Here is a 22426-nt window from a genome sequence, read left to right as displayed (position 1 = left end):
CAGATCATGAAAAAAATAATATATGCAGGAATTTTCTTTGTTGCGCTAGGTCTGGTTTCCTGTGACGCAGGGAACGAGCCAAGTATCGGAGGAACGGCAACGCAAAAAATAGCTGGTGAGTGGTTTTTGCAGTTAAGAGACGAGGCAAATGAGATCGTCGTTCCTTACGGTCTGGTAACAACGTCCAATACTGCTGCGAATGTTGCCTCTGAACTTTGGTTTGTAGATCATAGTTTTTTCGGTACGCAAACAAAGTTAACAGTTGATCCAAATGCTCTTACTTTTACTTCGACAGACGGTCCAAACATCGATTATGCACGTGCTGATGCCCCGGACGATTATCCGGTTGTCGCGATAGGTACTGTAAAAAAAGTAGTTTCTGGTGTGCCGCAAACCATTACAATTGCAAATGGTAAAGTATTGAAAGACGCATTTATCGCACCTTCGAAAGCAAAAACAGATAGTATGTTTTTGCAGATCACTGGAAAATATGTCGCTGATACATACCAGGCGAGTGAATACAAAATCACGACAGTCGATGGCGTAGCGGATACAACAGTGGTTTGGAAATTAACAGGCACAGCGATCGAATTGGACGGGCCTTATACATTAAGCGGTTATCGCCGTACAGGTTTCCGTGAAGATGAGCATTGATTGTTGTTGACAATGTCAAAGGCTTATTAAATATTTGAATAATTCTAAAAGGGGGCACATCGCAAGATGCTGCCTCTTTTTTTGTTGTGGTAAATTATACGAAGACTTGAAAACTAATAGCCAACCAGTGGTTTATTTCACTATTTTGGTAAAGTCTTTTAAAACCTTACGCCAATCACTTTATGAAAAAACGACTTTTCCTGATACTATCGCTTGGATTTTCTCCTGCTTTCGTTTTTGCGCAATCCGCTCTTTCTGCCAAAATAGATCAAAAAGCGCAGTCACTTGAAACTAAAATTGTCGAATGGAGACGGGATTTTCATCAGAACCCTGAGCTTGGTAACCGGGAGTTCAAAACGGCTGAAAAAATTGCGAATCATTTGAAAAGTCTGGGTATTGAGGTACAAACAGGCGTTGCCAAAACGGGTGTGGTTGGTTTATTAAAAGGTGGGAAACCCGGCCCTGTCGTCGCGCTTCGTGCAGATATGGATGGTTTGCCGGTTACGGAACGTGGAGATCTGTCATTCAAGTCAACGGTAACAACGGACTATAACGGACAAAAAGTGGGCGTTATGCACGCCTGCGGCCACGATACGCATATCGCAATTTTGATGGGTGTTGCAGAAGTTTTGTCTTCGATAAAGGGTGATTTGAAAGGAACTGTGAAGTTTATTTTTCAGCCGGCAGAAGAAGGAGCGCCGGAAGGTGAAGAAGGCGGGGCTAAATTGATGGTGGAAGAAGGCGTATTGGAAAACCCGAAAGTAGATGCGATTTTTGGTTTGCATATTAATTCGCAAACAGAAGTTGGGAAAATATCTTACAAACCGGGAGCTACCATGGCCGCGGTCGACTTTTTTACTATTGATGTAAAAGGAAAACAAACGCATGGTGCGTATCCATGGTCAGGCGTTGACCCAATTGTAACTTCTTCACAAATTGTGATGGGGTTACAAACCATCGTCAGCCGGAATCTTGACATTACAAAAGCACCTGCTGTGGTAACGATTGGCGCAATCAATGGCGGAATCCGTCAGAATATTATTCCGGAACAAGTGAAGATGATCGGGACGATCCGCACCTTCGACGAGGATATGCATGCACAAGTGCATAAGCGTGTAACCGAAATTGCTACGAATATTGCCGAAAGTGCCGGAGCAAAAGCGGATGTTGATATCAACACACTTTATCCGGTAACTTTTAATGATGTCCCTTTAACCGAAAAAATGATCGGAACACTGCAAAATGTGGCGGGAAAAGAAAATGTAAAATTAATACCAGCCGTAACCGGTGCCGAGGATTTTTCATACTACCAGCAAAAAGTACCAGGTTTTTTCTTCTTCCTCGGTGGAATGCCAAAAGGGAAAGATCCACTAACTGCCGCCGCTCACCATACCCCTGATTTTTTTATTGATGACAGTGGAATGGTATTGGGCGTTCGTTCGCTGAGTAGGTTGGCGGTTGATTATATGGAGAAGAAGTGATTTTAATGGTTAATTGTTAAGGGTTAATTGTTAATGATTTTGTTAATTTGGAAGCCATAATGCACCTAGGTTAGTGGAATAGGAGAAATTGTTGGTCACTTCTATTTCACGAGTACACTACACCTTGCACACACTAAAATGAGAGAAAACATTGTAAAAGAAAAGAGCTTTGCCCTTGCTGTTCGAATTGTCAGACTTTATCAGTACCTGTCCTTTCATAAAAAGGAGTATGTTTTATCAAAGCAATTATTAAGAAGCGGGACAAGCGTTGGTGCAATGGTTAGGGAGGCTGAACATGCTGAGACCAAACCCGATTTTCGCCACAAAATGGGAATTGCGCAAAAAGAAATCAACGAGACAATTTATTGGTTAAAATTATTGCTCGAAACTGAATATCTGACAAAGGAGCAATTCGAAAGCATCAACGCTGACTCAGTCGAAATAATTAAACTGCTAACATCAATCATCAAAAAAAGCAAGAATAATGGTTAATTGACGGGCTATAATATTTTAAAAATATTATTTGCTAATTTTCGCGAAGACGCAAACAAGTACGGAACGTGCCACATCCTTAACCATTAACCCTTAATCATTAACCATTAAAACTCATTCCGGCACATTCTTCCTCACCTGATCAAACAACAAATCCGGCAAAAAACGCTTCAAATAAATCGCTGCAACTTCTTTAAAACCACCAATATAAATTTCCTTCTTATCTTTTTTCACAGCATTCAGAATCTGTCTGGCGCATTCTTCCGGGGCGATACCGTTTTCCTGATTGCTGTCCATTTTTCCGAATTTCCCGCCTGTCTCATCCAACGCGTTTACGGAAACATTTGTCTTGATATAACCGGGACAAACAGTCGTTACCTTTATGTTGTCATTATAGCTTTCCGCACGCAGAGAGTCGTAGAAACCATGCAAAGCGTGTTTTGACGCGTTATAACCAGAGCGCATAATGGTTCCTATTTTGCCCGCTACGCTGCTGATAATAATAAAATGGCCGCTCTGCTGTTTGATCATATGCGGAAGAACGGCCTTTGTTAAAGCAACGGTACTGTAAAAATTGACATCCATCAGCTTTTTATAAACTTCCAGATCAGTATCCTTGATATAAGAGCGCTGACTCACACCCGCGTTGTGAACCATGATATCAATACGCTGAAATTTTGCAATAATTTGTCCCGCAGCTTCATTTGCTCTCTCAAATTCTGTTACATCCAGAGGAAGAATCATAACCGATGAATCTGGCAAACCTGTCCTAACTTTAACACGTTCCAGTTCTTCTTTTCTTCTTGCTGTCAAAACCAGTTTTGCTCCTTCTTTGGCAAATGCCATGGCAATCGCTTCTCCGATTCCTGATGATGCTCCGGTTATCCAAACTACTTTATTTTGGAAAGTGTCCATTTTATTAGTTTCTGTTTTATATAATCGTAGGCGCGGAAGATAAAAAGTGCAGCTCCACGCCATCTTTATTCACATCCAGATAAGCATTCAGTCCGACTCCAATCGCCCGGTTATCGGCTATATGGCCAACAGGAAAATCGAAGGAAACCGGATATTCGAATTCTGCAATATGCTCCTTGATAATCTCGTAGGCAGTTTTTCCGAACGAAGGATTTGAATTGTCGCGCATGTCAGTAAATTGTCCAACGATCAAACCTGCCAGATGACTTAACTTCCCAGCCCTTTTCATCTGGATCATCAAACGGTCAAGATTGTAGAGATATTCGTTTACATCTTCAATAAACAGAATCTTTCCTTCGGTATCAATTTCTATTTCCGAGCCGATCATGTGCGCAAGCAAACAAAGATTGCCACCAACCATTTCGGCCACAGCACTGCCCGTTGTATTAAAGGCATGAGGTGTGACAGAATATCCCGGAAGTTCGCCGAATAATATTTGCCGCAAAGATTCCGCGGCTTTTTCGGCACCTTCCAATGTCATGGATTTTACCATAGGCGCATGAATTCCGGCATAACCCAACTGATATAACTGAGAAAGTACGACGGTGAGATCACTAAAACCGACAATCCATTTTGGAGACTTCAGGAAATTGGCAAAATCAATTTTATCAATAATCCGAGAACAACCATATCCGCCACGTGCTGCAATAACTGCTTTGATGGATGGATCGTCAAGCATCATTTGCAAGTCTTCGAGCCGGTCTGCGTCACTGGCGGAAAACTGATTGAAGGAAGATTTTAAAGTTTTTCCTTCAACAACTTTTAATTTCCATTGATCTTCGAGAAGACTGATTCCCGGCAGTAAATCTTCATAGCGGATACAACTGGCGGGTGCAACAATCCCTATTTTATCACCTGGTTGTAAAAACGGCGGAATTTGGATGGTGGACATAAAATAATTAGGCAGTGACGATGGGCTGTTAGCAGATTTGCTGGTTTGATATTAGATGAACACAACATCTTCGACAAGGTCCGATTTCATTTCCCGGTTAATCAGTTCGATGATCTTGGATTTTGCACGAACAAGTTCGTTTCGTAAAGGCGCAGATTCGATCTGAAGAAAGAGGATCCGGTCTTTAATGTAAATATTCTTTGTTCTGGAAGCGATGGCCGATCCCATGATTTTATCCCAATGTGCCACAACATAAGACTGGTCAAACCTGCTTCTGAGCTTGTAACGGTCAAGCATTTGATCAATCGCTTCTTTCAGCGGAGTAATCCCAGGTTTTCTGGAAGATTTTTCTTTGTCGAAACGATAATGTATGGCCATAAACAGATACTTTGGACAAAGATATAATAAAGCGACGAACGTCGGAAGTTAAAGTTTTTGAAACACTTAAAACTTGGGCATAACGAAATTTTGAATTTTCGTTTACATCAAATTTTCTGCGGGATATTTGTTTTTCCGCGCTTCCGGGCTTATTATTGCAACATCAAGTCAATTCGCTTTCACTTTTCAGCGGTTGATTTATAAAGAAGAGGCGAGAGAATGGGCTCTACGAACCTCTGGCAACCTACTCCTGCGTCGGAGAAAGGTGCTAATTCCCACCTAAGCTGTTTTAGGAGATATAAAATCAAACGCGCATGAACTTATTACAAGAAAATTCCGCTAGCCGGAGGGCTTTATCCTCATATCTGGTTTTGATCAGCAAATGCTTTTCAACACGATTTCCGTATGCCGTTTTACCATCAGAACGATGTCGGTTTCTACTGAATTTTGCCATTACGAAATATTTGCCGCACAAATAATCCTTACAAACAGTTATGTCAAACACAGCTTATCAGTTCGAAACATTACAACTTCATGCAGGTCAGGAGCCTGATCCGGTAACACATTCACGTGCTGTTCCTATTTATCAAACGACTTCGTATACTTTCGATAGCTCTGAGCATGGGGCGAATCTTTTTGCGCTGAAGGAATTTGGTAATATCTATACCCGGATCATGAATCCGACGACCGATGTTTTTGAAAAAAGACTTGCAGCGCTGGAAGGTGGCGTGGGAGCTTTGGGTGTTGCATCCGGTCATGCAGCACAATTTCTTGCCATCAATAATATTACAACAGTCGGTGACAATTTCGTAACGACTTCGTTTTTGTATGGAGGAAGTTACAACCAATTTAAAAATTCGTTCAAAGGCATCGGTGTTGAGGCGCGTTTTGCTGACGGCGATGATGTTTCAAGTTTTGAAAAATTGATTGACGACAAAACAAAAGCGATTTATCTGGAAACGATTGGTAACCCAAGTTACAGCATTCCGGATTTTGAAGCTTTTTCTGCACTGGCGGCAAAATATGACCTGCCAATTATTGTGGACAATACTTTTGGTGCGGGCGGAGCAATTTGCCAGCCTATCAAATGGGGCGCTCATATTGTTGTGGAATCGGCTACAAAATGGATCGGCGGACATGGTACGACTATGGGCGGCGTTATCGTCGATGCCGGAACTTTTGACTGGGGAAATGGAAAATATCCTCAGTTTACAGAACCATCGGGAAGTTATCACGGATTAGTTTTTAATGATGTTTTTGGTAAAAATGGTCCGTTTGGGAATATTCAGTTTATCATCCGCGCACGTGTTGAAGGTTTGCGTGACTGGGGTCCGTCTCAAAGTCCGTTCAACTCATTCCTGTTATTACAGGGATTGGAAACATTGACTTTGCGTGTCGAGCGTCAGAGCGAAAACGCACTGGCCGTCGCGAGCTGGCTGGAAGCACACGATGATGTGGAATATGTAAATTATCCTGGTCTGGCAAGCAACAAATACAAGGCGCTTGCTGACAAATATTTGACAAGAGGTGCCGGTTCTGTTCTGTCTTTTAAACTAAAAGCAGGAAAAGAAGCAGCAGATCGTTTTGTGAACTCCGTGAAACTGACGAGCCATCTGGCTAACGTTGGCGACTCGAAAACTTTGATCATTCATCCGGCAAGTACTACCCACTCGCAGCTTTCCGAGACGGCGCAGGTAAGTGCAGGTGTTGCTCCGGGATTACTCCGGTTGTCCGTTGGAATTGAACATATCGATGATATAAAAGCAGATCTTCAGCAGGCTTTCGAGGCTGTGAAGTAGTGAATTTGTTATGAAGTGAATGGTTGAAATTCACTTCACAACTTTTAAATAGTTGTAGAATTTAAACTTTGTGCTCTGGCACGTATGCAAGCGGAACAAAAGATTTTTAGATATCCCTACGCTTATCCATTAGAGTTGGGACGTGAACTGCCTGGTTTTGAATTATCGTACACCACCTACGGTACCCGAAATCCGGAAGATGATAATATTGTCTGGATATGTCATGCATTAACCGGAAACTCCAATGCCGCTGAATGGTGGGATGGCTTGGTTGGAGAAGGTAAATATTTCAATTCAGAAAAGGATTTTATTATCTGTGTGAATGTCCTTGGGTCGGCGTATGGTTCAACAGGACCGCTTTCCATTAATCCAATAACACAAAAACCTTATTTTCGAGACTTTCCAACAATTACTGTAAAAGACGTTGTCGGAACATTGGAAATTCTTCGTCAGGAACTGAATATCAATAAGATAAAGATGTGCATCGGCGGATCTTTGGGCGGACAGCAAGCTCTGGAATGGGCTGTTGAAGTACCGGATCTGTTCGAGGAACTTATTCTGATCGCATCCAATGCGTTGCATTCTCCATGGGGCGTAGCTTTCAATGAATCACAGCGGATGGCAATCGAGGCAGATCAGACCTGGCATGATAATACCGAAGATTCGGGTAAAATGGGGATGCGTGCGGCACGTTCGATGGCTCTGCTTTCTTACCGAAATTACGATACCTACAATTTCACCCAGGCCCGCGACAATCCTGACCAGATCGATGATTTCCGTGCATCATCTTATCAGCAATATCAGGGTGATAAATTTGTGAAAAGATTTAACGCCTATTCTTACTGGATTCTTTCCAAAATTATGGATTCTCATAATGTCGGAAGAAACCGGGGAGGAATTGTGCATGCGCTTGGTTTGGTAAAAGCGAAAACGCTGGTCCTGGGCATAAAGTCTGACTTATTGTTTCCGCTAACCGAACAGCAGTTTCTGGCAAGACATATCCCTGACGCAGTTTTTCAGGAAATTGATTCGTTATATGGTCACGATGGATTTCTGATCGAATACAAACAGCTGACACAGGTGATCCGCGCCTGGCAGGAAACGAATGGACAATTGCAGATTGCTAAAATCGGCTAGCTCTTTATATTTGAACTTTTGAAAAGTCCTGTGTTTGATCACGCAGGACTTTTTACTTTTATGATCAAAATGAATTGCCGCACATAAGTGATCTTAGAGCTGACAATAATTTTTATAAAAAGCTACTTTAAAATGCCTTTCAAACGCAGCCACAAAATCTTGATTGTCATTGCAGTATCGATTATTGCAGTGGTGACGTTTTTTCTCTTGTCAGGAAAAGCGCAGATCAATCCGGTCACCGGCGAAAAGCAGCACATTACCCTAACACCAGATCAGGAAGTGACGTTAGGGATTGAGTCGGCACCGCAGCTGGCGATCCAATTTGGTGGGATATATCAGCACGGCGATGCGGATAAAAAAGTCAAAACAATAGGCAGGAAACTGGTTTCATCTTCTGATATCGCCAGATCTCCATACCAGTTTGATTTTCACGTTTTGGCTGATTCTCATACCATAGATGCTTTCGCACTTCCCGGCGGACAAATATTTTTAACATTGGGTTTGTATAAAAAACTTAAAACAAATGACGAGATCGCCGCAATTTTAAGTCACCAGATCGGACATGTTATTGGACGACATGCTTCTGAGAAGTTGTTTAAAAGCAGCGTTTTTAAAGGAATATTTGACATGGATACTGTTTTAGTCAGCGAGTTTCCACCAGGATTAATTTCGAAATATTTGTCAGATTTCATTACCCTGAAGTATGACAACAAGGAAGAAAACGAGGCGGATCATCTTGGCATTGGTTACGCAACCCAAGCCGGATTGAAGTTAGACTCTTTTTCAAAAGGATTTTTTATTGAAGAAAATACTGCTGGAAAATCTGACTTATTTTTCCAAAAACATCCAGTTTTTTTAGATAAAGTTAGGAAATAAATGCAATCCTTCGCCGTCCTGAAAATTGAATTTTGTAACTTTATGTTATGGCAGAAATCATCACCGTTCAGGATTTTTATAGAGATGCTTCTTTACTGATTCCTGAGAGAATACAGAAAGAAATTGGGCATTTTAATGTTTTCAGAACCGAGGAGTTAATCGAAACTTCCAAGGGTAAAATGCCCTACAACCGGAGATCATACTATAAGATCAGTTTGATTATCGGTAAAAGCACTGCGGAATATGCTGATAAGATCATTGAAATTGAAGATAATGCATTATTGTTTGCTACGCCTCAAATTCCCTACAATTATCATCCGCTGACAGACAAACAGGCCGGGATCTTCTGCATTTTCTCGGAAGATTTTTTCAGGCTAAATTATGCTGGTTCGCCCATTTCAGATTTCCCCGTTTTCCAGCCCGGAGGCAATCCTATCTTTTTTCTCAGTCCCGAAAAGATCGAAGAAGTAAAAATAATATTTGGCAAAATGATGAATGAATTGGCGTCTGACTATGCTTTTAAGTATGATCTGATTCGAAATTACATCTTAGAGCTGGTCCATACCGGTCAAAAATTACAGCCTGTTTCGGGGCTTCACGTCGAGACAAACGCGACCCGACGCGTTTCTTCTCTATTTATGGAATTGCTGGAAAGGCAATTTCCTTTGGAACCACCGCACCAGAAATTGAGATTACGCTCAGCGAAAAATTATGCGGATCAGCTATCGATCCATGTGAATTATCTCAATAAAGTTCTGAAAGAAATGACGGGCAAAACTACAACGGCACTTATCCTGGAAAGGATTGTGCAGGAAGCCAAAATACTTCTTAAACATACAGACTGGAATATCTCGGAAATTGCTTACTGTCTCGGATTTGAGGAAGCTGCGCATTTTAATAACCTTTTCAAAAAGCATACAAGCTTTACTCCAAAATCGTTCAGAGCCTTGATTTGAAATTTGCAATTCCTGATTTGAATTCCGCAAAGAGCTGATGACTGCTGATGATACCTTTGTTCTATCAAACAAAAAATAAAAACAAATGGAATCGACGCATAAAATAGCATTAGTAACAGGAGGAAGCCGAGGTCTGGGTAGAAATATGGCACTCAGCCTGGCGCAAAAAGGGAATGACGTGATTGTTGTATACCGCAGCAATGAAAGCGAAGCAAATGAAGTCGTTTCAGAAATTGAAAGATTAGGTCAGAAAGCAGTAGCGATACAGCTGGATGTTGCAGACACAAAGAGTTTCGGTCAGTTCTTTGAAACAATTTCTTCCTTATTAAAAGAAAAATGGAATCGCGATACATTCGATTTTCTTGTAAATAATGCAGGAATCGACAGGAATTCCGCATTCAAAGACACCACGGAAGAAGATTTTGACGAGTTGTTCAACACCCACTTCAAAGGCGTCTATTTCCTGACACAAAAAGCGCTTCCACTTCTTGCAGACGGTGGAAGAATTGTAAATCTTTCCACTGGCCTTGCCCGTTTTTCAACACCTGGATATGCGGCGTACGCTTCCATGAAAGGTGCCATAGAAGTTTTTACAAAATATCTGGCCAAAGAACTTGGTGGTCGTGGAATCACAGCAAATGTGCTTGCGCCGGGCATTATCCATACGGATTTTACAAAGAAAGCATTCGCTTCTCATGAAGGAATGGAAGGATATATAAATTCTATCACAGCCTTGGGCCGCGTTGGTTTGCCAGAAGATATTGGTGGAATCGTAACATTTTTGTGCAGTAAAGAAGCTGGCTGGATAACAGCTCAGCGTATCGAAGCATCGGGTGGGATGAACCTATAGAGTTACTATACAAAGAGGCCTGCTAGAAATTCGTCATTAATATCTCACAGGTCTCTTTGTGTTTTGTTGTCTTCCGGATTCTCACATTTGCAAATATTTCCCCCTTCATTAGAAGTGTTTAATATACCTATGCAAATCAATATAAGACTGATAATAATTACTTTAAGAGCTCAAACAATTGTTCAGGTTCATTGGTCGTGATAAAATCAACTTTTTTATCAATGAACCACTGCATGGTGGCTTTATCATTAACAGTCCAAACATTGGTGGTCAGTTTTTCCTTGTGCATATCATCAATGTAAGTCTCATTCTTTTTGTAGACAGCGTAATGATAATCGATACCTGATAAACCCGCTGCAAGAATTTCGGCAGGCGTTTTATCTCCGTTCAGATATTCCACGTGTGCCTTTGGCGCAAGTTCTTTTACCTTTAAACAAACGTCAAAATCAAATGCGATATAATCAGTAATTTTTTCAACTTTCAGGTACTTTACCATTTCAACACATTTTGTTGCAAGAGACAGTGAGCGTTCTTTGCTGATACGAGAGGTTTTGATTTCGAGAATCAGACGAGTATTTTTTTGGTTTTTACCTACTTTCAGATAAGCTTCAAGCGTAGGTAAGGTTTCTCCATTTGCCAGTTTAATCTGAGATAATTCCTGAGAAGTCGATTTCTCAATATCTGTTCCTTTGATGGTATGATCGTGATTCACGAAAAGCACCGAATCAGCAGACATGTGTACGTCAAACTCACTTCCATAACAACCCAGCTTAATGGCGTGCTCCAATGCTGCGATTGAATTCTCCGTAGCACCAGTATTTTTCCAGGCGCCTCTGTGGGCGATAACTTTTGATTTATTTTGAGACATACCTTCAATAGAGATCAGGCAAAACAAGGAAATGGCAAATGCCAGAATGTTTTTTTTCATTTTATTAAATTTTAATTTACTACAAGGTCGCGAAAATACACTATATAAAGTCGGGAGGTGTTAGGTAGATATTAAGAAATTTTGCGAAAAAGTTGTAGTGGGTCTTGCAATGGCTAAAGCCCGGCAGGTTCCTGGCTGTCAAACAACCCAAGGTTGAAACCTTGGGTTAGTTGGGCGCGATATTTCCGTGGGTTGAAACCCTGGAGTTATTTCACAACGTTGAAATTTTAGTGTCAGCACCGGATCGCATTAACCCAAGACTTTAGCCTTGGGTAGCATAGACCTGACCACTCTTCCAGTTTTAGCCATTACTCACTGACATTTCCTCCACATGCTTTTTGACTTTTAGAATAACCTGCTTAGACGTAGGCGTATTACTCTTGTCGGCAACACTGGTGACAGGAACCAGAACATTCGTTTCCGGAAAATAAGTCGCGGTGCATCCTTCCGGGATTGGATATTTTACAACAATGAAGTTATTGGCAACACGTTCAGTTCCGTCATGATTATTGACCAGATCGACAACATCGCCATCTTGCAGCCCGCGATCGTTTATGTCTTTTTCATTCATTAATATCACCCGTCTTTCATTGTATATTCCCCGATACCGGTCGTTCAAACCATATACGGTTGTATTAAACTGGTCATGGCTGCGAATCGTCATCATCATCAACTCGTCACTTTCCATTGGTAATGTTGTAACTTCTGCGACGTTAAAATGCGCTTTTTTAGATTGTGTGTTAAAGGTGCCTTCGCGATTACAGTTAGGCAGATAAAAACCGCCGGGTATCCTTACCCTGGTATTATAATCTTCGAAACCGGGTATCGTCTTTTCAATTGCATCACGAATGACATCGTAATGTTCAGTGAATTTGTTCCAATCAACAACACTATTATCACCGAAAAGTGCTTTTGCCAATTTACATACAATCAGCGGTTCACTTAATAAATCATCAGAAATTGGCTCTAAAACGCCTTTCGAAGACTGGATAACACCCATTGAATTTTCGCAGGAAACAAACTGATTTTCGCCATTAACCAGATCCTTATCACTTCTTCCCAAACATGGAAGTATGATCGCTTCCTCACCATGAACCAAATGGCTGCGGTTTAATTTTGTTGAAACATGCACGGTTAACCTGCATTGCCTCAAAGCGTCGGCCGTAAAATTAGTATCAGGCGTAGCAGACAGGAAATTACCTCCCATGGCGAAAAAAACTTTTGCTTTGCCGGCGTGCATGGCTTTGATACTATTCACCACGTCCAGTCCATGTTCTTTGGGCGGAGTAAATTTAAAATTCTCTTCTATTTTTTCAAGTAAAGCAACAGGCGGTTTTTCGAAAATCCCCATAGTTCTGTCGCCCTGGACGTTACTATGCCCTCTGACCGGGCAAGTGCCGGCACCGGGTTTTCCAATACTGCCCTTTAACAACAGCAGGTTTACAACTTCCTTGATCGTATCAACTGAATTTTTATGTTGGGTCAGCCCCATTGCCCAGCAGACAATAATCTTGTTTTTATGTTTTAAAATCTCAACCGTTTTCTGAATCTGTTCCAATGGAATGCCTGAAATTTTGATCAGTTCATCCAGGTTCTGTTGTTTTAAATGCTGTTTAAATTCAGCAACACCGAGCGTATTTTTTTCAATAAAATCTAAATCGAGCACCGATCCCGGATTTTTCTCATCTTCCTGAATCAGTAAGATCTGGATTGCTTTCAACAAAGCCATATCGCCGTTGAGCTTGATATGCAAAAAAAGATCAGTCAGATCAGTATCAATATCAAGAACTCCTTTAACGGTTTGCGGATTACTGAAACCCATTAATCCGGTTTCTGGTAATGGATTTGCTGAAATTATTTTCGCACCATTCTTTTTCGCTTTTTGCAGTGCGGTAAGCATTCTTGGATGATTCGTGCCAGGATTTTGCCCTAAAATGATAATTACTTCGGCTTCGTAGAAATCAGCAAGTTTTACAGAACCTTTACCAATTCCCAATGATTCACCTAATGCAACGCCACTGCTTTCGTGGCACATATTGCTGCAATCGGGGAGATTATTTGTTCCGTATTGTCGTACCAGAAGTTGATATAAAAAGGCAGCTTCGTTACTGGTTCGGCCGGAGGTGTAAAAAATCGCTTCGTCAGGAGAGGATAGATTTTTCAGCGAAGATGCTATTTTTTCAAAAGCATGATCCCAGGAAATAGGCTGATAGTGCGTGGCTCCTTTCGGCAGATACATCGGCTGAGCGACCCGTCCTTTACTACCAATCTCATAATCTGAAAGTTTAGCCAGGTCCTGGACAGCGTTTTGCGAGAAAAAAGCTGGTGTTAACTTTTTCGCTGTTGCTTCCTCTGCCACAGCCCTGGCACCATTTTCGCAATATTCTGCTACGCCGGAGCGCTCATCGTCAGGATCCGGCCAGGCGCAGCTCGGACAATCGAATCCTCCTTTTTTGTTCAGGCTCCATAGCGCTTTCATACCTCTTGCAAAACCTGCTTCGGCAACAACTTTCTCCATGCTGGAAACGACCGCCGGAATTCCTGCTGCTATGGTTTTAATTTCTCCTCTTTTTAATCCGGTAAATTTTTCCGGATTTTCCGCTCCCGGCGTTGATGAATTCTCTTTGCTCATAACTAACAGTTTTTATTCGGATTTTCGAAATTATCCGACTGGTCTTCCGAAGTATTGTCCAGACATTTGAAATCTTTTTCCAGCAAAAGGTATAAGGAATCAGTCTCACTGACCGGCATATTTGCTTCAAAACCGACGATGTTATTGGTTGGCCAGTTCTCCAGTAACGATTCAGGAACGAACATGAAGATTTGATTATCTTCGTAGGATGCCGACAATTCCTTGATGCCGGCAACACTTTTCAGACAATATCCAAAAGAGGAATTGAGAAACGATGTTTTTTCTTCAACAATACCTTCGTTTACCAATTGGCTCACCTCAGATTTTGAAAGCCTGATACGAATGGAATTTCCCTGAACGCGTATTTTCATAGTTTATTAAATTCTGATCCGGTTGCTTCCCGAATAAATATTAAATCTGTCCTTACCCAAAAAACCGATCAGGGTCATACCAAATTCCTCGGCCAATTGTAAGGCCAAACTCGATGGCGCACCGATTGCTGCCACAATTTTAATTCCCGCCATACTCGCTTTCTGGATCAGCTCAAAGCTTGCTCTCCCGCTTAACAGCAAAATGTTCTGGTTCAAAGGTAACTTGTCTTGCAAAAAAGAAGCGCCGATGATTTTGTCCAGTGCGTTGTGCCGGCCTACATCTTCTCTTAGCATCATCAGGTTGCCTTCAAGATCGAATAAGCCAGAAGCATGAAGGCCACCTGTATTCTGAAAGACCTCCTGCTGCTTTTTTAAAGCATTTTGTAAGTTATAAAATAAATCGGCTGACACAGAAAGATCATCGGATTGATCTATAAATGAAGATACCGTTTTAATAGCGTCAATGCTGGATTTTCCACAAACTCCACAACTGGATGTTGTATAAAAATTTCGCTCAGCAGTTTGAAGACGCGGAGATTCTTTTTCAGCAAACGTGATCAGAACTCTATTTTCGTCCCATATATCAGTACTAACTTGGCTGATCTGGTTAAGGTTATGAAGAATACCTTCTGTAAATAGAAAACCTGTCGCCAGTTCGTCGTCGTTACCTGGCGTTCTCATCGTAACTGAGATACTTTTCCGGACCAATTGCCCATCAGATTGATATTCGACCTGAATTTCCAAAGGCTCTTCAACTGCGATCAGGTCATTTTCTTCGGCGTAACTTTCCTTACTGACTTTCTTTATTCTAATATCTCTTACTGCACTTTTTTGCATGAAATGAATTCCATTATAAATTAATTTTTAAAGCTATTTTCTCTTTCGCAGCCTGAAAATCCTCCGGTGTATCAATACTGATCATGCGTTTTGGTCTGACAGGATTATACTTTTCGGCACCGTGTTCTTTTAAAAAATGCTGCAAGGAATACTGATTGCCGGTATACATACGCTGAATTTCATTTCCGGATCTTTCTGAATAATAGGCCAGCAATGGTTCGTAAATATCGTTTTCTTCATTATAAAATGCAGATGCAATTTGCTCGCGATCTAACACTTTCTCAAATTCCTTTAAATCCCTGGTGGTAATAAATGGATAATCACAACCGACAACTAAAAAGTCTTTATCCGGATATGTCGAAAAAGCAGTGAGCAATGCAGCCATCGGTCCGACATTTTCCAGATTGGGCAGATCTGCCATGATTTGATAGGGAGCAATTATTTTCGTCGCCTGCGCGCGATTACAAGAGATAAAAACTTTGTCGCAGACCCATTCCAACATTTCATAAACATAATAACGCTGGGGTTTACCATGGTAGTTGATCAGGCTTTTGTCTGTTCCCATGCGTGTGCTTTTGCCGCCGCATACAACAAGTCCATACAGTTCCTTCTTCATGTTTCATTCAATTATTTACAGGAGTGAAAGTGCTGCAAATTGAAAAGTTACCTCATTTGCAGATTATTATATAGTTAACAGATTAAGCCATACTAACGATATGCCACGGGCATGACTTTTTAAAGTAATTATTGTTTAATTATATTTTATAAAAAAATAATCAAATAATAATACGTCGGGGATTTGCGGGATTTAATAATTATTAGATAACTTTATAAATAACGAAGATTATGAACATTACACTCGAACAGGCAGAAATGGCCATCCAGGCTGCGAAAACAAAAGCGAAGGAGATTGATACGTTAATGAATATCGCTGTGGTAGATGCAGGAGCTAATCTGATTGCCTTCGCGCATATGGATGATGCCTGGATTGGATCCATTGATATAGCACAGAAGAAAGCAAAAACAGCAAGATTTTTTAATATGGATTCCGGTGAGATCGGGAAGTTATCGCAGCCGGGAAGTCCATTGTATAATATTGAACATTCCAATGGCGGGTTAATTACATTTCCGGGTGGAGTTTGTATAAAAGATGGTAGCGGGAAAATTATCGGTGCTATCGGTGTTTCAGGCAGCACGGTTGAAAATGATCACACTGTTGCCCAAAGCGGAGCGGATGCGGTAAAATAAAATAAATTCTTAAACCCTTAAACCGATTCTTATGTGTCAAAATCATGGAGTGGCTTACGTGAAACCAGGCGAAGTCGAAGTTCAGGAAATTGAATATCCGAAACTTGCTATAGGCGACAGGAAATGTGAACATGGGGTAATTCTTAAAATTGTTTCAACCAATATTTGTGGCAGCGATCAACACATGGTCCGGGGCCGAACGACTGCTCCGGCAGGCTTGGTACTGGGTCACGAAATCACAGGTATAGTACTTGAAGCAGGTCGCGATGTCGAATTTATAAAAGTTGGGGATCTGGTTTCAGTACCTTTTAATATCGCTTGCGGAAGATGTCGAAACTGTAAAGTGGGACAAACGGGTATTTGCCTCAACGTTAATCCGTCCCGCCCCGGTGCTGCCTATGGATATGTAGATATGGGTGGATGGGTCGGCGGACAAGCCGAATATGTGATGGTGCCTTACGCAGATTTTAATTTATTGAAATTCCCGGATAAAGATCAGGGAATGGCTTATATAAAAGATTTGACGCTGCTATCGGATATTTTCCCAACCGGATTTCACGGTGCTGTGACTGCCGGCGTTGGTCCCGGATCTATTGTTTATGTCGCCGGTGCAGGGCCTGTTGGACTGGCTTGTGCAGCTTCATGTCATCTGCTCGGCGCTGCAGTTGTTATTGTAGGTGATATGATTCAGGAAAGACTGGATCAGGCGAAAAGTTTTGGATGTGAGATTATTGATCTCTCGAAAGATACGCCACTGGAACAAGCGATTGAGGCAATCGTCGGCGTACCGGAAGTGGATTGTTTTGTCGATTGCGTGGGTTTTGAAGCCAAAGGCCATGGATCTCATGCTGCCGAAGAATTACCCGCCACTGTATTGAATACTGCAATGGCTATTACAAGAGCTGGCGGTGCGATCGGTATTCCGGGTTTGTACGTGACGGGCGATCCAGGCGCAAAAGATAAGGCAGCGCAGGAAGGAAGTCTTAGTATACGTATCGGTTTGGGCTGGGCAAAATCGCACTCGTTTTATACAGGCCAATGCCCTGTTATGAAATATCACAGACAGCTTATGAATGCTATCTTGTTTGATAAAATAAAAATTGCAAAAGCTGTCAATGTGGAAGTGATCAGTTTACAGGACGCGCCAAGAGGTTATCGTGATTTTGATAAAGGCGCGGCAAAGAAATTTGTGATTGACCCGCATGGGATGATCATGAATTGATAGTTATTGACATAAGTAAACAAGAAAAGCTTCCGCTGCGGAAGCTTTTCTTGTTTAAGCTTTATTCTAAAAAGCAGTCGATATTTTCTAAATTGCATGTATGGAAAAGAGCGATGTAAAGATTTCTAGGAAAAAACCGATTTATCCGGTGAGTGTTGAGTTGCGGAAATATTTGCGATCATATCAACGCGAAGCCCGGCTTCCGGTTGGTTATAACGACCTCTTGAATTTTTATGAGTCTTTTCCTGTGATTGATAAAAATGGTAAAGATACACTTTGGCAAAGTCCGCTCTATCCACCACATGATATCGAAAGATTACATAATGGCTTGAAAAGGGCTTATGCGATGTTAAAAGCTTCCGGAAACCTTAGAATCGTTGAGCATAAGTATATCGATAAAATCGAATACTGTACATTCGGAAACTCAAATCCTTTTCGTATCAAGATCGTCAACCGACTGAATGATATTTACGATTATTTTTATGTAAAAAGAGCGGATGCATCCCGGATCTACGGTTTGGAGTTAGAAGAAATTTTTTCGCCAAATCAAGTCAATTATCTGGTTGACGGCAATTCTTTAATTGAAGAACACATTGCTGGAATTCCAGGCGACGTTTTTTCTAAAACACGTTTAGATCATACCGATTACAATCCAAAACGTATTGCGAAAGAGTTTGTTAAATTTAATGAAAGGTGTATGATCACACTTTTGGGTGATATGCGGGCATATAATTTTGTTATGCAAATCACACCGGATTTTGACGATTTCCAGTTCCGTTTACGAGCGATAGATTTTGACCAGCAATTTTATGAAGGGAATCTGAAAGTTTATATGCCTCAATATTTCAAGGAAAATCTTCCTTATGTAAAACTGGCAATGGAACATTTGACAGACAAAACCGTTCTCCAATATCAGCAGGAAGAACAATCTTCTATCGTTCATCAGGTAAGAAGTGAGCGCCACCGGCTCGCTGCCTTACGTGATGTTTCCAAGAAAGACAATATTTCTACATCCGATAAAATACTCGAATTACGCGCCGGACTTGCTCAATACCACAACAACTCAGATTATTATAAATGTCTGACAATGACGGATATTATCGAGCTGAATGTTAAAAATGTAATCCGGCAAGTACGGTTATAATGGTTAATTGTTAAGGGTTAATTGTTAATGCTGGAAAATTTGACGTCTGTGTCTCAAAATACATTTGTAGTTTTCATGATTACATAGGGGAACAATGCGTGAGTCTTAGTTTAGATCCACTCCAATTCAAACGCATTAACCCTTAACAATTAATCCTTAACCATTAAAATCACTACCTTTGCGGAACCAATCAGATAATTTTCTCTGTTTGAATTTTTCAAACTAATCAAAATCGGAAGGCGTTCAACCTTCGCAGATTCCCGCAATGAGTAAACACGGACGAATTTTAGTCGCCATGAGTGGCGGTATCGACAGCTCGCTTGCAGCTGTTATGTTACACGAGCAAGGATACGAAGTCATAGGCATGACCATGAAAACCTGGGATTATGCCAGTAGCGGCGGCTCAAAAAAGGAAACAGGCTGCTGTTCTCTTGACTCCATTAACGACGCAAGAAGTATTGCCGTCGAATTAGGTTTTCCCCATTATATATTGGATATCCGGGAGGAATTCGGCGATTATGTGATCGACCATTTTACCGGAGAATATCTTGAGGGACGCACGCCAAATCCTTGCGTTTTATGTAATACGCACATAAAATGGGATGCGCTTTTAAAACGTGCCGACCGCCTGGATTGTGAGTTTATTGCTACTGGGCACTATGCAAATATGCAGTTTAACGATGGCCGTCATTATGTTTCGAAAGGAATAGATAGCTGGAAAGACCAGAGTTATGTACTTTGGGGCGTGTCTCAGGAAAGTCTGAGCCGGACCAAATTACCATTGGGTTATCTGCATAAATCAGAAATTCGTGAAATGGCGCGTGAGCGTAATTTTATTGACCTGGTTAATAAAGCAGAAAGTTATGAGATTTGTTTCGTCCCTGATAATGATTATCGTGGATTTTTAAAACGCCGAATCCCGGGTTTGGAAGCGGAAGTGGCGGGAGGTAACTTTGTCTATGAAGACGGAACAGTGGTTGGAAAACATGAGGGATATCCATTTTATACTGTTGGCCAACGCAAAGGTTTAGGTATTGCACTGGGCAGGCCTGTTTTTGTAACTGAAGTTAGAAAAGATACGAATGAAGTTGTCTTGGGCGATTTACCTGACCTGTTCCGTGATGGAATGTATGTAAGTAAATTGAACTGGCAAAAATATGATGGCATTACCGAACCGTTGGAGACTGTAACAAAGGTTCGCTACAAACACGACGGAACACCAGCATTGTTAATTCCTGATGAACCAGGAAAAATCAAAGTCCATTTCCACGATGGCGTCAATGGAATCGCGCCTGGACAAGCTGCTGTTTTTTACGAAGGTGATGACGTAGTAGGAGGTGGCTGGATTATGAAGAACTTCCGTCAGGATAAAGAAATATTTTAAAATAATTTCGGCTTGCATTGAGCCGGAAAGTCATTAAAAAAGCAAATGAGTCAACTTCTAAAAAGTTGACTCATCTGCTTTTTAATCCAAAATTCTATAATCGGGATCATGAAACTTTTGCTACAACACGTTGTCTTACAGCTTCATATAAGATAACCGAGCTCGCCACTGAAACATTTAACGACTCCACTTGTCCATTCAACGGGATTTTCGCTCCGCTATCTGCCAGAAGAAGAAACTCTTTTGAAATCCCATCCTCTTCTGAACCCATGATGATCACCGTAGGAATAGAAAAATCAATATCGTAAAGTGATTTATCTGTTTTTTCGGTACTTGCTATGATTTGTAATCCGCTGTTGCGCAGATACAATAATGTTTCATACAAATTTGGCTCCCGGCACACCGGAAGGAAGTTCAATGCTCCTGAAGATGTTTTCATGGCATCTGCATTAATCTGCGCACCACCTTTTGTTGGTACGATCAATGCCTGAACACCTGCGCATTCTGCCGTACGGGCGATGGCGCCAAAGTTACGAACATCGGTTACGCGGTCAAGCAATAATAATAACGGCGTTTTTCCTTCTTCGTATACCTGCGTCAGCACATTGTGCAAAGGCATATACTGGATCGGAGATACAAAGGCGATTACACCCTGATGATTTTTTCTGGTAACTCTGTTCAGTTTTTCTACCGGAACACGCTGATAAGGAATTCCAAGCTCCTTAGCGGTCTTTTCAATTTCATTAAGACCTAATTCTCTTTGAATAAATAAACGTTCGATCTCTTTGCCTGAACGTAATGTTTCCAGTACAGATTGTGTACCAAAAACCATGTCGGCTTGTGACGGACGAGGGGCGGGCTTTCTTAGCGTATAGTTCCGTTTCTCCATGCTTCTACAATAGGGTACCAAATGGGCTGATATTCGGCATAGCGAACGAGCTCATAATGGTCATCTACGAATTGATTTGTTCTGCGATTAAAAGTAAAATTAACATTCTGTGCATTAGCACGTTGATCATAAGTCCATACTTCCCGGTCTTTGCTTCTCTGCACTTTATCCGGTGGGCCAAGGACAATAAAGATCATTCCTTTATCTGTTTTCCAGCCTTCTTTGTAACTGGTAAATAATTGATTTGCTTCTTCAACACGATTGTAAAATGACCGGATGGACTGCTGAGCCAGGGGAGCATTTCCATTCATCAGCGTCAGCCAGTATTTATCGAGGGATTTTTTAAACTCTTCTGTTTTTTTGATTTCGTTAATTTCCGTGTTCGTGCTCATATAAACAAGCGGTTCAAGCAGCAATTCCGGTTTTGTCAGCTTTGGGAATCTTTCATTTACGACTAACAATCCCAATCCTTCCGACTGCGTAGTATCTGCGAAAATATTGTATAGACCCTCTTTTGCAAATTGAATTTTTTCATTTGTATTAATAGTGAAAGTACTATCAATCGTCAATGATTTAGAAATTCCGCTTTTCGGAGCCGTGTTCATTGGAGAACTGGCCGGTTCAAAGCTATGTCCGTAATAAAATACGTGAAGTGTTCCTGGTTCTTTTGTTAATCGCTTAACCGTAAAAGGTGTGTTTGTGTTAATATAGTGTTTTTGCAAAGGTTCAGCACTTGCATCCGTATAAATACCATACAATTCACTGGCCGATTGTTTTTTAAACCGAATGGTGAGGTCATTCAAAACTTTCTTCAGAGTTCCTGTCTGACTGATTTCACTTAACAAAACGCCCGTTTCTTTATTCGGACTTTTAATATCAAAACCGATTACAATTTTATCGCCCAGTTTTGTCACGCTCGTGGAATCGAGTTTTATATTACCGTATCCTAAACGTTCTCTCGTTCCATAATCGGAATAGATAACATAATTCAGATTATATAGCCGTATGAAATCACTGACCGAGATAGAACTCTTGCCTTTCAGGGCATCCACGTATAAGAAAACACGTGTTTGTGTCGTGTCCTTGATTAAATATTTACTTTGGATAGCCACAAGCGACAATTCCTCAGGCGCTGAAATTGTTTCCGGGTTCGACATACGAACTTCCGCCTCAGGGATTTTTTTCATTGTTTTATTTGAGGACGAACATCCCACAACGAACAGTGCTGACAGCAGAGAAAGGTAAATTCTAAAAGTTGTTTTCATATACCAGATATCTTCA

22 protein-coding genes and 1 riboswitch are annotated in these 22426 nt (G+C 41.2%); of the genes, 12 read left to right on the top strand and 10 right to left on the bottom strand.

Annotated elements, in window-relative coordinates; translation table 11 throughout:
* The first annotated feature begins 6 nt into the window (after positions 1 to 6).
* From AC1XUO_RS13250 to AC1XUO_RS13240, 3 genes are all read left to right on the top strand, one after another.
* A complete protein-coding gene (locus AC1XUO_RS13250; protein WP_483330294.1) occupies positions 7 to 654 on the top strand; it encodes a lipid-binding protein in 648 nt (215 codons plus the stop codon).
* A 182-nt stretch (positions 655 to 836) separates the two neighbouring features.
* Entirely contained in the window at positions 837 to 2135 is a 1299-nt protein-coding gene (locus tag AC1XUO_RS13245) for an amidohydrolase (RefSeq protein WP_483330293.1), read from the top strand.
* Between the two features lie 138 nt (positions 2136 to 2273).
* Positions 2274 to 2627, top strand: a complete 354-nt coding sequence (locus tag AC1XUO_RS13240) for a four helix bundle protein (protein WP_483330292.1) — start codon at positions 2274 to 2276, stop codon at positions 2625 to 2627.
* Positions 2628 to 2741: 114 nt separating this feature from the next.
* Here the strand turns inward: AC1XUO_RS13240 and AC1XUO_RS13235 are convergent, their stop codons facing one another.
* The 3 genes from AC1XUO_RS13235 to AC1XUO_RS13225 are packed head-to-tail and all read right to left on the bottom strand — an operon-like array spanning position 2742 to position 4866.
* Entirely contained in the window at positions 2742 to 3542 is an 801-nt protein-coding gene (locus AC1XUO_RS13235; protein ID WP_483330291.1) for an SDR family oxidoreductase, read from the bottom strand.
* 16 nt (positions 3543 to 3558) lie between these two features.
* Positions 3559 to 4494: a S66 peptidase family protein gene (locus tag AC1XUO_RS13230; RefSeq protein ID WP_483330290.1), complete on the bottom strand. Its 936-nt coding sequence runs from the start codon at positions 4492 to 4494 to the stop codon at positions 3559 to 3561.
* Positions 4495 to 4545: 51 nt separating this feature from the next.
* On the bottom strand, positions 4546 to 4866 hold the full coding sequence (locus tag AC1XUO_RS13225) for a DciA family protein (protein WP_090334766.1): 321 nt from the start codon (positions 4864 to 4866) through the stop codon (positions 4546 to 4548).
* 201 nt (positions 4867 to 5067) lie between these two features.
* Positions 5068 to 5177, top strand: a riboswitch (SAM riboswitch).
* A gap of 189 nt (positions 5178 to 5366) precedes the next feature.
* Here AC1XUO_RS13225 and AC1XUO_RS13220 point away from each other — a divergent pair.
* The 5 genes from AC1XUO_RS13220 to AC1XUO_RS13200 all read left to right on the top strand — a co-directional run bounded on the left by AC1XUO_RS13220 (position 5367) and on the right by AC1XUO_RS13200 (position 10490).
* The gene (locus AC1XUO_RS13220) at positions 5367 to 6671 is read left to right on the top strand and encodes an O-acetylhomoserine aminocarboxypropyltransferase/cysteine synthase family protein (RefSeq protein WP_483330289.1); all 1305 of its coding nucleotides are present in this window, start codon (positions 5367 to 5369) and stop codon (positions 6669 to 6671) included.
* 84 nt (positions 6672 to 6755) lie between these two features.
* A complete protein-coding gene (locus AC1XUO_RS13215; protein ID WP_483330288.1) occupies positions 6756 to 7808 on the top strand; it encodes a homoserine O-acetyltransferase family protein in 1053 nt (350 codons plus the stop codon).
* A gap of 132 nt (positions 7809 to 7940) precedes the next feature.
* Entirely contained in the window at positions 7941 to 8684 is a 744-nt protein-coding gene (locus AC1XUO_RS13210; RefSeq protein ID WP_483330287.1) for a M48 family metalloprotease, read from the top strand.
* Positions 8685 to 8731: 47 nt separating this feature from the next.
* Complete coding sequence (locus AC1XUO_RS13205; RefSeq protein ID WP_483330286.1) at positions 8732 to 9640, top strand: helix-turn-helix domain-containing protein; 909 nt, start codon at positions 8732 to 8734, stop codon at positions 9638 to 9640.
* Between the two features lie 85 nt (positions 9641 to 9725).
* On the top strand, positions 9726 to 10490 hold the full coding sequence (locus tag AC1XUO_RS13200; protein WP_483330285.1) for an SDR family NAD(P)-dependent oxidoreductase: 765 nt from the start codon (positions 9726 to 9728) through the stop codon (positions 10488 to 10490).
* Positions 10491 to 10647: 157 nt separating this feature from the next.
* Here AC1XUO_RS13200 and AC1XUO_RS13195 read toward each other — a convergent pair whose 3' ends face one another.
* From AC1XUO_RS13195 to mobA, 5 genes are all read right to left on the bottom strand, one after another.
* Entirely contained in the window at positions 10648 to 11418 is a 771-nt protein-coding gene (locus tag AC1XUO_RS13195; RefSeq protein WP_483330284.1) for a glycerophosphodiester phosphodiesterase, read from the bottom strand.
* A gap of 301 nt (positions 11419 to 11719) precedes the next feature.
* Positions 11720 to 14050 (bottom strand): FdhF/YdeP family oxidoreductase, encoded by a 2331-nt coding sequence (locus AC1XUO_RS13190; RefSeq protein ID WP_483330283.1) that lies wholly within the window; start codon positions 14048 to 14050, stop codon positions 11720 to 11722.
* A 2-nt stretch (positions 14051 to 14052) separates the two neighbouring features.
* Positions 14053 to 14421 (bottom strand): DUF7009 family protein, encoded by a 369-nt coding sequence (locus tag AC1XUO_RS13185; protein ID WP_483330282.1) that lies wholly within the window; start codon positions 14419 to 14421, stop codon positions 14053 to 14055.
* A gap of 6 nt (positions 14422 to 14427) precedes the next feature.
* Positions 14428 to 15258: a formate dehydrogenase accessory sulfurtransferase FdhD gene (fdhD, locus tag AC1XUO_RS13180; protein ID WP_483330281.1), complete on the bottom strand. Its 831-nt coding sequence runs from the start codon at positions 15256 to 15258 to the stop codon at positions 14428 to 14430.
* A gap of 13 nt (positions 15259 to 15271) precedes the next feature.
* Positions 15272 to 15874: a molybdenum cofactor guanylyltransferase gene (gene mobA / locus AC1XUO_RS13175; RefSeq protein WP_483330280.1), complete on the bottom strand. Its 603-nt coding sequence runs from the start codon at positions 15872 to 15874 to the stop codon at positions 15272 to 15274.
* A gap of 230 nt (positions 15875 to 16104) precedes the next feature.
* Between mobA and AC1XUO_RS13170 the strand changes: the two genes are divergently transcribed.
* The 4 genes from AC1XUO_RS13170 to mnmA all read left to right on the top strand — a co-directional run bounded on the left by AC1XUO_RS13170 (position 16105) and on the right by mnmA (position 20256).
* Entirely contained in the window at positions 16105 to 16506 is a 402-nt protein-coding gene (locus AC1XUO_RS13170; RefSeq protein ID WP_483330279.1) for a GlcG/HbpS family heme-binding protein, read from the top strand.
* A gap of 31 nt (positions 16507 to 16537) precedes the next feature.
* Positions 16538 to 17728 (top strand): formaldehyde dehydrogenase, glutathione-independent, encoded by a 1191-nt coding sequence (gene fdhA, locus AC1XUO_RS13165; RefSeq protein WP_483330278.1) that lies wholly within the window; start codon positions 16538 to 16540, stop codon positions 17726 to 17728.
* Positions 17729 to 17828: 100 nt separating this feature from the next.
* Positions 17829 to 18872, top strand: a complete 1044-nt coding sequence (locus AC1XUO_RS13160) for a hypothetical protein (protein WP_483330277.1) — start codon at positions 17829 to 17831, stop codon at positions 18870 to 18872.
* A 265-nt stretch (positions 18873 to 19137) separates the two neighbouring features.
* Positions 19138 to 20256 (top strand): tRNA 2-thiouridine(34) synthase MnmA, encoded by a 1119-nt coding sequence (mnmA, locus tag AC1XUO_RS13155; RefSeq protein ID WP_483330276.1) that lies wholly within the window; start codon positions 19138 to 19140, stop codon positions 20254 to 20256.
* Between the two features lie 106 nt (positions 20257 to 20362).
* Here mnmA and rlmB read toward each other — a convergent pair whose 3' ends face one another.
* Positions 20363 to 21145 carry a 23S rRNA (guanosine(2251)-2'-O)-methyltransferase RlmB gene (rlmB, locus tag AC1XUO_RS13150; protein ID WP_235151021.1) on the bottom strand — a complete coding sequence of 261 codons (783 nt, stop codon included), beginning with the start codon at positions 21143 to 21145 and terminating at the stop codon, positions 20363 to 20365.
* A complete protein-coding gene (locus AC1XUO_RS13145; protein WP_483330275.1) occupies positions 21121 to 22332 on the bottom strand; it encodes a GWxTD domain-containing protein in 1212 nt (403 codons plus the stop codon). The genes rlmB and AC1XUO_RS13145 overlap by 25 nt, the downstream gene beginning before the upstream one ends.
* Between the last annotated feature and the right edge of the window lie 94 nt (positions 22333 to 22426).

This window comes from Dyadobacter sp. HNCC25DJ186 (assembly GCF_056895235.1).
The sequence above is the reverse complement of the archived record's forward strand: the minus strand, read 5'-3'. Positions and strand labels throughout refer to the sequence as shown.

What these genes read in the sequence shown, in the direction of transcription:
- AC1XUO_RS13170 (WP_483330279.1), top strand. Translation starts at nt 16,105, where the DNA reads ATGAACATTACACTCGAACAGGCAGAAATGGCCATCCAGGCTGCGAAA.
- AC1XUO_RS13210 (WP_483330287.1), top strand. Translation starts at nt 7,941, where the DNA reads ATGCCTTTCAAACGCAGCCACAAAATCTTGATTGTCATTGCAGTATCG.
- AC1XUO_RS13250 (WP_483330294.1), top strand. Translation starts at nt 7, where the DNA reads ATGAAAAAAATAATATATGCAGGAATTTTCTTTGTTGCGCTAGGTCTG.
- AC1XUO_RS13240 (WP_483330292.1), top strand. Translation starts at nt 2,274, where the DNA reads ATGAGAGAAAACATTGTAAAAGAAAAGAGCTTTGCCCTTGCTGTTCGA.
- fdhA (WP_483330278.1), top strand. Translation starts at nt 16,538, where the DNA reads ATGTGTCAAAATCATGGAGTGGCTTACGTGAAACCAGGCGAAGTCGAA.
- AC1XUO_RS13230 (WP_483330290.1), bottom strand. Translation starts at nt 4,494, where the DNA reads ATGTCCACCATCCAAATTCCGCCGTTTTTACAACCAGGTGATAAAATA.
- AC1XUO_RS13215 (WP_483330288.1), top strand. Translation starts at nt 6,756, where the DNA reads ATGCAAGCGGAACAAAAGATTTTTAGATATCCCTACGCTTATCCATTA.
- AC1XUO_RS13195 (WP_483330284.1), bottom strand. Translation starts at nt 11,418, where the DNA reads ATGAAAAAAAACATTCTGGCATTTGCCATTTCCTTGTTTTGCCTGATC.
- AC1XUO_RS13220 (WP_483330289.1), top strand. Translation starts at nt 5,367, where the DNA reads ATGTCAAACACAGCTTATCAGTTCGAAACATTACAACTTCATGCAGGT.
- fdhD (WP_483330281.1), bottom strand. Translation starts at nt 15,258, where the DNA reads ATGCAAAAAAGTGCAGTAAGAGATATTAGAATAAAGAAAGTCAGTAAG.
- AC1XUO_RS13190 (WP_483330283.1), bottom strand. Translation starts at nt 14,050, where the DNA reads ATGAGCAAAGAGAATTCATCAACGCCGGGAGCGGAAAATCCGGAAAAA.
- mobA (WP_483330280.1), bottom strand. Translation starts at nt 15,874, where the DNA reads ATGAAGAAGGAACTGTATGGACTTGTTGTATGCGGCGGCAAAAGCACA.
- AC1XUO_RS13185 (WP_483330282.1), bottom strand. Translation starts at nt 14,421, where the DNA reads ATGAAAATACGCGTTCAGGGAAATTCCATTCGTATCAGGCTTTCAAAA.
- AC1XUO_RS13245 (WP_483330293.1), top strand. Translation starts at nt 837, where the DNA reads ATGAAAAAACGACTTTTCCTGATACTATCGCTTGGATTTTCTCCTGCT.
- AC1XUO_RS13205 (WP_483330286.1), top strand. Translation starts at nt 8,732, where the DNA reads ATGGCAGAAATCATCACCGTTCAGGATTTTTATAGAGATGCTTCTTTA.
- AC1XUO_RS13235 (WP_483330291.1), bottom strand. Translation starts at nt 3,542, where the DNA reads ATGGACACTTTCCAAAATAAAGTAGTTTGGATAACCGGAGCATCATCA.
- rlmB (WP_235151021.1), bottom strand. Translation starts at nt 21,145, where the DNA reads ATGGAGAAACGGAACTATACGCTAAGAAAGCCCGCCCCTCGTCCGTCA.
- mnmA (WP_483330276.1), top strand. Translation starts at nt 19,138, where the DNA reads ATGAGTAAACACGGACGAATTTTAGTCGCCATGAGTGGCGGTATCGAC.
- AC1XUO_RS13200 (WP_483330285.1), top strand. Translation starts at nt 9,726, where the DNA reads ATGGAATCGACGCATAAAATAGCATTAGTAACAGGAGGAAGCCGAGGT.
- AC1XUO_RS13145 (WP_483330275.1), bottom strand. Translation starts at nt 22,332, where the DNA reads ATGAAAAAAATCCCTGAGGCGGAAGTTCGTATGTCGAACCCGGAAACA.
- AC1XUO_RS13160 (WP_483330277.1), top strand. Translation starts at nt 17,829, where the DNA reads ATGGAAAAGAGCGATGTAAAGATTTCTAGGAAAAAACCGATTTATCCG.